The sequence below is a fragment of the Micromonospora mangrovicola genome, from assembly GCF_047200535.1.
GTDB lineage: Bacteria > Actinomycetota > Actinomycetes > Mycobacteriales > Micromonosporaceae > Micromonospora.
Genome location: NZ_JBJZOG010000145.1, coordinates 1 through 12,471, shown reverse-complemented (window position 1 = coordinate 12,471; position 12,471 = coordinate 1). Strand labels below are relative to the sequence as shown.

Annotated in this window: 10 protein-coding genes; 1 reads left to right on the top strand and 9 read right to left on the bottom strand. The window is 68.8% G+C overall.

Going from position 1 to position 12,471, the window contains the following annotated elements:
* The 7 genes from ACL02O_RS31595 to ACL02O_RS31565 all read right to left on the bottom strand — a co-directional run.
* Positions 1 to 185, bottom strand: a 185-nt coding sequence (locus tag ACL02O_RS31595) for a hypothetical protein (protein ID WP_412821842.1), incomplete at its 3' end; no start/stop codon positions are given.
* A gap of 176 nt (positions 186 to 361) precedes the next feature.
* The gene (locus ACL02O_RS31590; RefSeq protein WP_412821841.1) at positions 362 to 1,294 is read right to left on the bottom strand and encodes a rhomboid family intramembrane serine protease; all 933 of its coding nucleotides are present in this window, start codon (positions 1,292 to 1,294) and stop codon (positions 362 to 364) included.
* 109 nt (positions 1,295 to 1,403) lie between these two features.
* Positions 1,404 to 2,189 (bottom strand): L,D-transpeptidase family protein, encoded by a 786-nt coding sequence (locus ACL02O_RS31585; protein WP_412821840.1) that lies wholly within the window; start codon positions 2,187 to 2,189, stop codon positions 1,404 to 1,406.
* Positions 2,190 to 2,612: 423 nt separating this feature from the next.
* Positions 2,613 to 3,404 carry a DUF4184 family protein gene (locus ACL02O_RS31580; RefSeq protein WP_412821839.1) on the bottom strand — a complete coding sequence of 264 codons (792 nt, stop codon included), beginning with the start codon at positions 3,402 to 3,404 and terminating at the stop codon, positions 2,613 to 2,615.
* A gap of 21 nt (positions 3,405 to 3,425) precedes the next feature.
* Positions 3,426 to 4,124 carry an HAD family hydrolase gene (locus ACL02O_RS31575; RefSeq protein WP_412821838.1) on the bottom strand — a complete coding sequence of 233 codons (699 nt, stop codon included), beginning with the start codon at positions 4,122 to 4,124 and terminating at the stop codon, positions 3,426 to 3,428.
* 178 nt (positions 4,125 to 4,302) lie between these two features.
* Positions 4,303 to 6,228 carry an AfsR/SARP family transcriptional regulator gene (locus tag ACL02O_RS31570; protein WP_412821837.1) on the bottom strand — a complete coding sequence of 642 codons (1,926 nt, stop codon included), beginning with the start codon at positions 6,226 to 6,228 and terminating at the stop codon, positions 4,303 to 4,305.
* A gap of 135 nt (positions 6,229 to 6,363) precedes the next feature.
* The gene (locus tag ACL02O_RS31565) at positions 6,364 to 6,801 is read right to left on the bottom strand and encodes a hypothetical protein (protein ID WP_412821836.1); all 438 of its coding nucleotides are present in this window, start codon (positions 6,799 to 6,801) and stop codon (positions 6,364 to 6,366) included.
* A gap of 312 nt (positions 6,802 to 7,113) precedes the next feature.
* Here ACL02O_RS31565 and ACL02O_RS31560 point away from each other — a divergent pair, with 312 nt between their 5' ends.
* Positions 7,114 to 7,806: a helix-turn-helix transcriptional regulator gene (locus ACL02O_RS31560; protein ID WP_412821835.1), complete on the top strand. Its 693-nt coding sequence runs from the start codon at positions 7,114 to 7,116 to the stop codon at positions 7,804 to 7,806.
* 307 nt (positions 7,807 to 8,113) lie between these two features.
* On the opposite strand, the gene ACL02O_RS31555 is transcribed toward ACL02O_RS31560, so the two are convergent.
* Together ACL02O_RS31555 and ACL02O_RS31550 are read right to left on the bottom strand one after the other, a co-directional pair.
* On the bottom strand, positions 8,114 to 8,608 hold the full coding sequence (locus tag ACL02O_RS31555; RefSeq protein ID WP_412821834.1) for a DUF1877 family protein: 495 nt from the start codon (positions 8,606 to 8,608) through the stop codon (positions 8,114 to 8,116).
* Positions 8,609 to 8,672: 64 nt separating this feature from the next.
* On the bottom strand, positions 8,673 to 12,471 hold a 3,799-nt coding region (locus ACL02O_RS31550; protein ID WP_412821833.1), incomplete at its 5' end, for a golvesin C-terminal-like domain-containing protein.

Sequence of the window (12,471 nt, the reverse complement as noted above, 5' to 3'; positions counted from 1 at the left end):
TCACGGAACAGCCCGGCGCTGACCACCTCGGGCTTCGCCCGGTGGCCACCTGCGGCGACCAGACCGCGTGCCGCGCCCCCGAGGCGGTCCAGGAATCCGCCGTCGTCCTTCGCGCTGCCCGTGGACTGGCCGGTAGCGGCGGGGTCGCGGTCCGGGAGGACCGCTCCCCCGCCCAGCGTGGCCACGATGGCCAATGCCAGGCCCCCGATCAGGGGACCTCGTGATGGTCTCCTCACCCGTAACCCTCCGGTCGATTCTGGTGACAGGACGGGTGAAGGCTAGGTAAGACCGATACACGGGCGGCTATCTCACAGCTACTTTTCAGCCCGGCCCGGCGCAAAGGTCCAGGCCGGGCCCCGGGTCAGCCGGTGAGGTCGATCGACTTCACCACCACCAGCGCGAGGAGCAGCACGGCCAGCCCGACGAGCACCGCCGTCTGCACCAGGGTGCGCCGCTTCGCCGGGGCGTACGCCAGGCCGACGGCGGCGGCCCCGCCGACCAGCAGGCCGCCCAGGTGCCCCTCCCACGACGTCCAGCCGGCCGAGAACACCATCCAGATCAGGAACGGGATGATCAGACGGTTGGGGTCGATGGGCTGGTGGTGCAGGCGTCGGGTGAGGACGAAGTAGCAGCCGGCCAGCCCGTACACCGCGCCGGAGGCGCCGATGGCCGGCTGGTGCGGGTCGACGAGGAAGCCCAGGACCGTCCCGCCGACCGCGGAGAGCAGGTAGACCGCGAGGAAGCGGGCGCCGCCGAGGCGCTCCTCGACGACCCGGCCGAGCACCCAGAGCCAGTACAGGTTGAAGACGATGTGCAGGATGCCGAGCACGCCCTGGGTGGGCAGCGAGTGCAGGAAGGCCGGGGTGATCAGCCGGTACCACTCGCCGTGGGCGATGCCGACCGGCTGGAGCCCCGGGTGCGGACCGCCGTCGTCGACGTACCACCGGCCGGCGTCGTCGACGAGCCCGGCGCCGAGGCTGTCGAACTGGTCCAGCAGCGCCGGGCGGGCCAGTTCGGCCAGGTAGGCCAGCACGGTGAGCGCGATCAGCACGTAGGTCACCATCGGCCGGGTGGTGACCCGGCCACCGAACACCGTGCGTGCCTGGCGGATCGTGCGGTTGTCCTCGCGTACGCAGTCCGGGCAGCGGTGCCCGACCGGAGCCTCACGCATGCAGTCCGGGCAGATGTGGCGGTCGCAGCGGGTGCAGCGCAGCAGCGTCTCCCGCTTGGGGTGCCGGTAGCAGGTGGTGGCGGCCCCCTCGCCGGGGGGCTGGCCGGTGCTGATGGTGTCCATGAGGCGAGCGGCCCCCAAATCCTTCGTCGCTGGGTGGGTCAGCGAGCCCCCGGCCGGTCCGGCCGGGGGCTCGCAGGTGGACGGTCAGCGTATCCGCCCACAACTCCGGTCAGTAGCGGTCGAGAACCTGCACGGGGCTGAGCACGATCTGCGGGTTGGCGGCCGGGTCGAGCCACCTGAGCACGCCGACGAGGTGGTCGTGCGACAGGCTCACGCAGCCGGCCGTGGGACCGGACGGCGTGCTGCTGAACTCGTGCAGGAAGATCCCGCTGCCGGCGCCCGGCACCGGTGTGGCGACGCTCGGAGGCATGTTGTAGGTGATCACGGCGAAGTGCGTGTAGGCGGGCTTCTCCTGCCAGAGCGCCTCGCTGTAGCCGCCGGGGTTCGTGGAGGTGTGCTGGAAGGTGTTGTAGTAGGGCGAATCCGGGTTCTCGTTCCACCAGTCATTGGTGACCAGCTGGTGGTACGGGTAGCGGACGCCCGGGTTCGATGCGATGCCGTACATCGTCGGACCGATGGCGTAGACGCCCGTCGGCGTTGTCGCGACGCCCTCGACGTGGTTGTCGCTGAAGCCCTTGGAGCCGATCCGCGCGGGCAGCGCCGCGGAGACGGGCATCCAGTAGTGCCGGACCTTCGCAAACGTCTCAAGGGTGGCGTAGCTGGTGCTGTAGCTGGTCCCGGTGACAACGATGACCTGGCGGGTGTTCTGCGGCAGGGTGGCCAGCTTGGCGGCCTTGTTGTCCCGGACGGGGTGGTAGGTGTTGGTGTAGGTACGGGACGTGCTGCCGGTGACCGTGGCGTCGCGGGTCGCGGCTGTTGCGGGCGTCGCGCCGGATGCGATGAGGGGTGCCGCCGCACCGACCGCCGCGCCGAGTATCAGAGATCTCCGCTTCATTCGGAGGATCATCGCAGATGCTACGTTTCGGCACTGCCCCACAAAGAGGGAATTTTTCCCCTATTTGCCAGTGCGCCGGGGAAGATGATGAACCAGGCTGGAAACGCCGGACGGGTCAGGACCGGGTCCGCAACTCCCCGGTCCTGACCCCCAGCCGTCCGGTGTGGTAGCGGTAAATTCGCCGTCGCGAGCGCGGCGGGCGTGGCACGCCGCCCACGCCGGGCTCAACACGGCGAGCCGGCCCGCCTGCACTCAGCTCCACGGTGCCCAACTACCGGACTTCGGCGCGTCCCCGACTCACCCCGAAGAGCCGTGAACGCGGGCCCAGGTTAGACAGCTTGTCGCAGGTCAAACAAGCTTTCCCGGAGCCGGGAGAATGTGATTGATACCAACGTTGAAATACGGCATGTCGGCGTAACACGGTCAGTCGATCTGACGCTGTTTCTTCTTGAGGCGATCAGTCCGCCCGGCCGTCACCCGGGCCCGGCCGAGGCTGCCGGCGGCGGCTGCCCCGGCGATCATCGCGAGGGCCGCCAGGTGCAGCAGCCGCACACCGGCCGGCGCTGTCACCGTGGCGGCCGGCAGCCCGGGCAGCACCAGACCGCCCAGCCCGGTGACCGACAGCGCCACCCCCCAGAAGACCGCCGGCCGGGCTGGCGGGGCCGGGGGGCGTACCCCCACAAAGATCTCACGACCGCGGGCGGCCCGGACCGCCAGGGCGACCACCACGACGCCGCCGCCCACCGAGCCGAGGACGTCCGCGAACTGCCACCAGTACAGGCCGGTCGCCGCGTGGAAGTCCGCGATGCCCAGCAGGCGCGGCCAGCGGTCGGTGTGGGTGATCCGGTCCCAGGCGACATGGCTGGCCGCGCCGATCAACGCCGAGCAGACGATGACCTGCCAGGGATGCCGCACGCCGGCCAGCGCGGCATGGTCCCGCCAGCCGAAGAGCCGCTCCCCCGGCAGGTGCACCGCGACCCCGGCGATCACCCGGCGGACGATCCAGGCGTACGCGAGCGCGACCGGCAGGCACCACCAGAGCAGCCCGCCGACGGTGTGGGTCCGTTGATCGGGCGCCCAGGCGGTGCCGGTGAACAGGTAGCCGACGTCCGGCGCCACCGCGCCGGTGGCCAGGGCCACCCCGTCGAACCAGCCGGGCCGCCACAGCTTCAGCGGCAGCACCGGCGCCAGGTGCGAAGGGAAGGTCAGCGGCACAGCCCGGACCCTACCGGCAGGTCAGAAGTGCTGGGCCAGGTCGGGAAAGGCGGCCAGCCGGATCACCCCCGGGTCGCCGGGGTCGAGCTCGTCGTCCTCCAGCACCCAGGTGTTCTCGTTCGGGATGAAGACCGCGTTCATGCCGGCGGCCCGGGCGGGCCGGATGTCCGAGCGCGGGGAGTTGCCGACCATCCAGGCCCCGGCCGGGTCGAAGGCGTGCTCGCGGGCCAGCCACCGATAGGTGTCGGCGTCCTTCTCCCGGACGATGTGCGCGGCGCCGAAGTGGTGCAGCAGCCCGCAGGCGTCGAGCTTGCGCTGCTGCTCCTCCTGGTCGCCCTTGGTCAGCAGCAGCAGCCGGTGCCGGGTGGCCAGGTCGTCCAGGGTCTCCGCCACCCCGGGCATCAACTCGACCTGGTGACCGATCAGGGCCGCCGCCAGTTCCTCGATCTCAACGCGCTCCCGCGCGGTCGCCGGGCGCTCCCGCAGCTTCTCCAGGCACTCGCCGAGGCTGCGCAGGAAGACCTTGCTGCCGTAGCCGTGCGCCACGGCGTTGGCCCGCTCGATGTCGTCGAGGACCGCCCGGATCTCGGTCCGGTCCAACGTCGGGTGGTCCAGCCATGCGAGGAAATCGTCGATCACCCGCTCGAAGAGGACGTTGTTCTCCCAGAGCGTGTCGTCGGCGTCGAAGACGAGCACCGCCGCCTCCCGGCGCTGTGGCATCGCGTACCCCTCCCGTTGGTGGACCGAGCCACGCTACTGCGTCGGCGCGGGCCGGGACATCCCGGTTTCCGGCGGGCAGCGCGAACAGCATCGCCAGCGCGGCACCGAGACCGTCCACCGCCCCCTGCTCCCTGGATCAGGACCAGGCCGTCGACCTACGGCCAGCGGTCCGCCCTGGTCAGCGGGGATGTCCGTGGCGGCGGGACGAGGCCTGCACCACCACCGGATCGACGCGCCACCGGGCCAGCGGGTGGATCGGCACCACCGCCGGCCCGGCCAACTCGGCGGCGTAGTCGTGCACCAGCGCCGGCAACCGGTAGCGGCCCCGCGCATCCTGGTACACGAGGTGGGCGTCCAGCAGATCCTCCAGCGCCCGCCGCACGCGCTGCCTGGAGACGCCCAGCTGGGCCGCCGCCTGATCCGGCAGCGCCGCCGCCATGTCCGGGAGGGTGCCCAGTAACGCAAACACCTGGCCTGCCACCTCGTCGCCGGCACAGGTCGCCGCGTAGGCGGTGTCCAACCGGTCGCGGAGGGAGATGTCGCCGTGGGCCAGCCAGTCCAGCCGGTCCTGCTCCAGCTCGGCTACCAGGGCGGCCACCGGAAGTGCCGGCCGGCTCGCCAGTCGCGCACCGGCGATCCGCAGCGCCAGCGGCGACCCGGCGCACAACCGGACCAGCTCCGCCGTGTCGGCCACCGCCGCCGCGAGGCGTTCGGGGCCGGTCAACACGGCAAGCAGGGTATGCCCCTCGTCCTCGGGCAGCGTGTCGACGGTTACCCGGCGCACCCCGTCCAGGGTGTGGAGATGACGCTGGCTGACCGCGATCAGGGCGGGCCCGGGGCCAGCAGGGATGAGCGGACGTACCTGCGCCGCCTTGGCGATCCCGTCCACGACCAGAAGGATCCGGCGTCCATCCATGATGGAGCGCAGCCGTCCGGCCCGTTCGCAGGCCGACACCGGCATGTCGGCCGGGGCGACGCCGAGGGACCGCAGCACCCGGGCCAGGACGTCGTCCGGTTCGACCGCGGGCCGGTACGTGAGGTCGACGAAGATCTGCCCGTCCGGAAAGTCGGCAGCGACGGTGCGTGCCGCGCGTACCGCCAGGGCGGTCTTGCCGGCGCCGACCGGGCCGGACACGACCACGGCGGTCTGCGTCCCGGCCGTCACTCCCGCTACCACTTCGGCGATCTTCTCGGTACGCCCGACGAAGGTGACCAGATCGGCGGGAAGCTCGCGCGGCACCAGGAACTCTCGGGCCCACTGCGCGGCAGCCGGCCGCCGGTCCACTGCCGGACCGGCTTCTCCGGCCGCCCGATTGGCGGCGGGACCGGACGCGTTCGCGGCCACGGCGGGCGGCGACAGGTTCAGCGCGGGTGCCCGGTCGAGCACCGCCCGGTGCAGCGCTGCCAGCTCGGAGCCGGGCTCGATGCCGAGTTGGTGCGCCAACGTGGTCCGTACCCTCCGGTAGGCGTCCAGTGCGCCCGGGACGTCCCCGCACCGGTACAGGGCGAGGATCAGCTGCCCCCACGCGCGCTCCCGAAGCGGCTGGGCGGCCAGGTGGCGGCGGAGTTCGGGGAGGAGGGTGCCGTGCTCGCCGAGAGCCAGGCGGGCCTGCGCCAACTCCTCGAAGACCTGGAGGCGCTGCTCATCGAGGCTCGCCCAGTGGTTGTCCAGCCCGGTGCCTTGTGGCAGGCCGTCTCCGGCAGCACCACGCCACTGGGCAAGCGCATCGGAGAGCTGGGCGATCGCGACGCGGGGGTGGTGGGCGTCAAGGCTGGAACGTCCCTCCCCCGCCAGCCGCTGAAACTCGGTCACGTCCAGCTCGCGGGGCGAGAGCCGCAGCTCGTACCCGTTGGGGCGGGCGATCAGCCGATCGCCCACCTGTCGACGCAGGGCGGCAATGTGAGAGCGCAGGTTGGCCATCGCTGAGGCCGGCGGCGCGCCGGCCCAGGCCATCTCGGCGAGACGACGTACGGACACGGGCCGGTTGGCCTCGATCGCCAGCCCGGCGAGCACCGCGCGCCGCTTGGCCGCGCCCGGGGTGTTCATCCGACCGTCGATGCTCAGCTCCACGGTGCCGAGAAGCCGGACTTCCAGTTGCATCATCGCTCTTCCATCAACGGCGAAGCCACGCGGGGCCGGGCCGCCTCACGGCCCAGCCCCACGTCGGGGTCACAGCGGCAGCCACTGATGGTCTCGCCCGCGACGCCGAGGCCTCACCAGTGAGCTCGCAGCGTACGGTCAGCAGACTTGCGAGGTCTTGGCCGTGGCGGAGTACCCCGCCCAGTTCAGACGCGCCCAGCCCGAGGTGCACTCGTAGTAGGTGTCCGTGGGCTTCGACGTGACTTCCTGCTGATTGGCCAAGCCAAGGTCCCAGCCGAGTTGGACGAAGGTGGTATTGATGGCGGCCTCGACGTAGAAGTTGCTGTGGGTGGACTTGAACGAGTCCCAAACCCAGACGTAGGTCCAGTTCCGGGGCTGGCCGCTGCAGTAGCCGAGCATCTGCCGGACAGTCGCCGCCGTCGCGCCGTTCCAGATGATGTGGGTGTCGTTGAGCGTCCTGGAGTAGGTGCATCCGCTCGGTGCGATGCTGGCCATGGCGGGGCTGGCGACTGCGACGGCGCCGGCGGCCATCACCCCCGAGGCGATGGCGGTCGCGACGAAGCGTCGGAACTTCATGTGGCACATCCCTTGATCCGGTGAGCGGTTGACGGGCCCTGAACGGCCCGGAGTTACGATCGTGGATGTGTCGCTCAGGACGCGACCAGTCTGCGCATTTCAGCAAGGTGCTTGACCAGCCAGGTCGCTACGGCTAGGTCGTCCTCCGTTGAGCTGAATGAGCGGTTATGCCATGCTGTGCGCCTCGGGCCGACCCTTGTGGAACGAGCCCTGAACCAAGTTGCGGTGGGTGGAGCGAGTCGCACGATGACAGCCGATGGTCCTTCTGACGAGTACGACCTGGGGTGCCGAGCGCGAGCACTGCAGGCTGCGGTGACCGAGAGGGTCCTGGCTGCTCAGCGGGGAGAGACTGCCGACAACGGTCTGAGGTTCTTCGCCGAAGGGCTGTCGGCGATCACTGATCGACTTCCGGTGTTGGAACGCGCGACCGGCTCGGTGCTGCACAACCTCCAGCGGCGGACGGACTTCGACCCGTTGCGGCGGGAACGAAGCCTCAACCGCCGTACGCGGTCCCGGAAGATCCGGGGTCACATGATCACCCAACCTGCGGACCATCTGTCCCTCATCGCCGCCTGCCACCCCGACACCTGGGTGGCGCCCGTGCCGATGACCGGCCTTGCCATCGATGAACGCCTCGCGTTGTTCGCGGGCCCCCTCAGCGCGCACGGACAGCCGACCGCCTGGCTGTGCAGCGACCAGGACCTGGTGACGACGTTCTGCGACATCTGGGAGGAGACCAAGCGCCGCGCGGTCCCGGTCCACGACGCGCCGGGTGTCGTACCGCTCAGCGAACGTCAGGTCGATGTCGCCGCCCTGCTCTGCAGGGGCGCGAAGGACGCGACGATCGCGCGACTACTTGGGGTGTCGCGGAGGACGGTGACGAGCGACATCGGGCGGATCATGGATGCGTTCGGAGTCTCGACACGGTGGGAAGCAGGGATGGTCATCGGGCGAGCCTGCCCGCCCAGCCACACCCGAAGGTCTGACCGTACAACCGCCGCTTGAGTACCAGACGGGACAGTCCCGTTCGGACAGCTTCCCGGAAAACGGGCACCGGGTCACGCCGCGAGCTGATGCGGCGTGGTCGGGGCCGAGGCTCCATTCATTTGACGCGCTGGAGTAGCCCACCTACCCGGCCGCCGAGGGGTAGTCGCCCATCCGCCCTCGTGAAGGCAGTGAAGCCCAGGTACCGCTTTTCGCAGGGCCCGGTCAGCGCTCGGACGTCTGCCAGCCGGGATGCCGACAGCAGGTCGCAACCACCTCGGGCCCGGGCTCCTCGGTGGTCACCTCACCCATCACGGGCTTGCTCCGCTCAGGTGTATGTGCGCTTGACCACGGCTTGGCCGGCCTCAGCGGCGAGGTCGTAGAACCGCCGGAGGTCTGCCAAATGATCTTTGATGACATTCAGGAACAGATTCGGGAGGCTTCCACCGGTCCGCTCGGCGAGCAGTTCGCGGTTCACCTCCATCAAGCCCGGCAGATCCACCGCTCGAAGGAAATCGGCCGCCGCGGAGACGTCGCCGGGGGACAGTTTGAGGATGAGGTCCCGGTCGGTGGGCCCGACCTGCCCCAGCGGCTCCCCCCCGAGCACCGGCAGACCACTGGGACCAGTCACCTGGTGGCGCTCACCGGTGACCACAAGGTGAACGAACTGCCACTGTTCCCCGATATCACACAGGACGCCGGACTCCGTCTCGGCGTCGTACACAGCGTTGTCGAGCGTCGCCGCGAAACCTGCCTCGAGGTGCGACAGACCCCGATCCAGTTCCTCCGCCGGAATCCGCCGCATCCGCAGGGAAATGCTCATGTCTACTCCAAACAAAGTGAGCGCCCGCGCGCCCCACAGGTGAGGCGCGCGGGCGTCGATCAGGTTAGCCCACGAGCGCGAATGCGCCGCGGACCATTCCCCCCGCAGCGGCGAACGAGGGCACGTCGTCCAGGATCCCGACCCCCAGGGTGCCGGCGTCCTCCACGACGGTGCCCACGGCGAGCGCCCCTGCTCCGAGGACCAGGCCTGCCGCACCGGCCCACCTTCCGGCAGTCTCGTACCAGGGGGTTTCCTCTGGTTGCTCCTGAGCCACCGTTCGGGGTGAGGGTTGTGGCTGAGGCTGCTTGTTCTGCCACATCGTGTAGGCGATCACGCCAGAGCCGGACACAAGAGACGGCCAAGCAGCGACCATCTCGTTGGGCTTGGTGCGGTTCGGGCCCGTTTGGGGCGAAAAACTGAACCCGACCTTCACGGTATGGGGATCCTTTTCTACCCTCAACTGCATCTGCAGATACTTGACCTTGCTTGCGACCTCCTTTCTGCCAGCAATTTCTGCCGGCCCGCCCGCGTATTTTGCGTCCCAGAGGTAGACGGCGTCGTCCGTCCAGTAGAGGAGATCGGCCCAGCCCACATTCTTGCCCGGATTCTTGCTCGATCCGCCCACGATCATGTTTTTCGGATCCCTGACGCCACCGGACGCCGACAAGTCCATGGTCACTTCACCACCCCCGTACGGCTGGGTGGCCCTGAGCCACTCCGCGATCATCTGAATCGCCGTGTCGTGGGCAGAGCTGTATTTGTCGAAGTAACAAGCCGCGCACTGGTTGTCCGGACCCCATCCGCCCCCCTCGCACACCTCGCCGCAGGCTTTGTGCCCGTCGACTTCCACGGCGGTGATGGGGTTACCGCCGCCGAAGGCGTACCGATTGCCGGTCCAGGAATCTAGGCCGAGGTGCATGTCGGCCAGCGCCCCGTTGTAGCTGTCGCGGGACAGGAACCGGTTCAGACCTGGGCTGTAGTCACGGAAGCCCATGTCGTAGTTGCCGGAGGACTGGTCCCACCGCTTGGCGTTGAACCGGTAGGCGTTGTACGGCTCCTTGGTCGGGTCCGCCGTGTCCGGCTTGTCGATGCCCGTGAACTGGGCGTCGTCGTTCTTGCCGTACGCGGTGTAGCCGTAGGTGGCCTTGGTGTCGCCGGTGTCACTGGTCAGCGTCTCGACATCGGTGTGCGGGGTGTAGCCGTAGTAGGAGTCCTCCTCGCTGCCGTCGGTGTTGTGGGTGACCTGCGACAGGCGCTGGCCCCACGGGGAGTACTGGTAGAACTTGGTCAGCTCGCCCGCGACCTCCTCGTCCAGCAGCTCGCTGGTCAGGCCGAGGTAGCTGAAGGTGGTGGTCTTTTCCTTCGCGCCACCGGCGTCGGTGGTCTTCGACGCGGTGCGGTCCAGCGGGTCGAACGTGTACCTGGTGGTCGACGTCGTGGTCCCGTTGTTCTTGCGGTTCTCGATGACGTGGTCGAACCCGTCGTAGACGTTGCGCTCGATAACTGTCCCGGCTGCCGTGACGGTGTCCAGCCGGCCGAACGGGTCGTAGTTGTACGACGCCGTCGAGCCGCCGGTCACCGCGGTCAGCAGCCGGTTGCGGTCGTAGTTGAACGTCGTGGACGTGCCCTTGACCGTCTGCCTGGTGACGTTGTTGTTCGCGTCGTGCACGTAGGTTTCCGTGCCGGCGCCGTCACCGGTCCTGGTCAGCGAGGCCAACCGGTCCCGCGGGTCGTAGCTGAAATCGGTGGTGGTGGTCAGATAGACGCCGTGGTTGTCGGCGTTCATCTTCTTGCTGACGTCGTGCGACCGGTTGCCGTTCAGGTCGTAGTCGGCCGTGTAGTCCGACACGAGCGTCCCGTTCGGCTTCTTCTCCGTCTGGGTCTTCAGCCGCCCGTCGAGGAAGTACGTGTAGTCGACGGTGTTGCCGTTGCCCTTGACCTCCTTCAGCTTCTGGCCGCGATCGGTGTAGGTGTAGGTGGTGACCTTCGGCGACGGGTCCGTGGCCGACTTGCCGTTGGTGACCTTCGAGGCCAGATCCCGCACGTCGTACTCGTAAGACGAGTACTGCCTGTCGTTGCTGGTCGTCAGCGGTACGCCGTTCTCGTTGTAGGTGAACGACGTCGTGTCGACCGTCGCCCCCGACTTCGATTCGGTGACCGTGTCGACCTGGTTCAGGCCCGTGTAGCTCACGGCGTAGCGGTCCACCTTGGCGCCCGGGGAGGCGTCCGTGATGGTGGTGAGGTTGCCGTTGGGGTCGTACGCGTAGCTGTAGTCGTGCTTCTCGTTGTCGGTGTCGGCCGAGTTGTCCCGGACCAGCTTCACCGCGTCCGCCACCACGGCGCCGCCCGCCTGGTCGGACAGCGTCACCTTCTGGGCGTTGCCCTCGGCGAAGCTGTACGAGCCCAGGCTCACCCAGGTCCCGGTGCCGGCGGTCTGGTTGACTGTCTTCACCGCGCTGCCACCGTCGTAGTTCACGGTGTACCTGGCGTCCGTGGCCGCTCCCGACACCTGCGGGAACCGCGCGAACACCTCGTACGTGCCGGCCTGCGGCACGTTCAGCTGCCAGGTGAACACGTTCGTGCCCGTCCCGGCCGCGTGGGTGGCGTAGTCCGTGCCGTACTTTCCGGTCGCCGTGCTGGCCGCCGGCCATGTGCCCGTCGAGCTGGTGTTGTTGAAGTCGGAGTTGTCGACCAGCACCACCTGCTCGCCGACCGGCACGCCGTCGTCCGAGCGGGCCCTGAGCTTCCCGTCCGGGAAGTACGACCAGCTCATCGTCCGGTTCGACGAGCCACCCGCCGACGTCACGGTCCTGCTCGTCTGCGCGCCCAACTCGTTGTAGTCGTACGAGGTGACGATGTCCCACGGGTCGGACGAGGTCTTCGTCCACCCGTTGTCGTAGTAGCTGTAGGTCGTGTCGTTGCGCACCGACTGACCCGCCGACGGCGGCACCGAGAGCGTCGTCAACCGGCCCACCTTGTCGTACGCGTAGGTGGTCTTGTCCGGTGTGTTGTAACGGGCGTCGCTCTTGTCGTACGCCGACTGGGTCTCCTTCACCCGGTTCAGCGCGTCGTAGACGGTGACCTGCGCGAAGTCGTCCGGGTCCGCGGTGGTCGCCACGCCACGCGGGCTGATCACCTTGGTCCGGTTGCCGACCTGGTCGTACTCGAACTTCGTGGTCCGGTACGAGATCGTCCCGGCGTCGTTCTTGTACGGCACCTTGACCTCGACCTGCTTGCCCCGCTGGTCGAGCGTGATCAGCGTGGCGTTGCCGAGTTGATCGGTCGTCGAGGTGACCAGCCCGTCCCGGTCGTAGGTGCTACTGGTGGACTTGCCCAACGCATCCGTCGTCTTCGTGACCCGATGCGCAAGGTCGTACGTCCGCTTCGACGCGTAGTCAGCGGTGTCGGCGGTCGCGTTCTTCCGCGGGTCCACGACGGTGACCACGTTGCCGACGTTGTCGTACTCGTAGGAAATCTTGTCGCCTGCGGCGTTGGTCATCGAGACGAGCTCGTAGATCTCGTCGTAGGCGTTGGTGGTGACGTAGTCCCCGGCAGTGGCGGTCAGGTTGCCCTTCGGCTGCGTCGTGGTCAGCGTGTTGCCGGCCTTGTCGTAGGTGAACGACGTCTTCCGCTCCGGGTCCCCTGCCACATCCACCGGCGCGGTGACGTAGCTCAGCTGGTCCGCCTCGTCGTACGAGGCCGTTGAGACGGCTCCGTTCGGGTCGGTGGACCGGGTGACGTTGTCGTTCGCGTCGTACGTCGGTGCCGGCGTGGTGATGTACACCCCCGCCGTCTGGTCCTTCGGCGTCTTGCCCTCGAGCGGCCGGCCGAAGGTGTCGTACGTCTGAGTGGTGTTCTTGCCC

Coding starts and splice junctions, on each gene's coding strand:
- ACL02O_RS31590 (WP_412821841.1), bottom strand. CDS start 1,294: ATGGACACCATCAGCACCGGCCAGCCCCCCGGCGAGGGGGCCGCCACC.
- ACL02O_RS31585 (WP_412821840.1), bottom strand. CDS start 2,189: ATGAAGCGGAGATCTCTGATACTCGGCGCGGCGGTCGGTGCGGCGGCA.
- ACL02O_RS31575 (WP_412821838.1), bottom strand. CDS start 4,124: ATGCCACAGCGCCGGGAGGCGGCGGTGCTCGTCTTCGACGCCGACGAC.
- ACL02O_RS31570 (WP_412821837.1), bottom strand. CDS start 6,228: ATGATGCAACTGGAAGTCCGGCTTCTCGGCACCGTGGAGCTGAGCATC.
- ACL02O_RS31565 (WP_412821836.1), bottom strand. CDS start 6,801: ATGAAGTTCCGACGCTTCGTCGCGACCGCCATCGCCTCGGGGGTGATG.
- ACL02O_RS31555 (WP_412821834.1), bottom strand. CDS start 8,608: ATGAGCATTTCCCTGCGGATGCGGCGGATTCCGGCGGAGGAACTGGAT.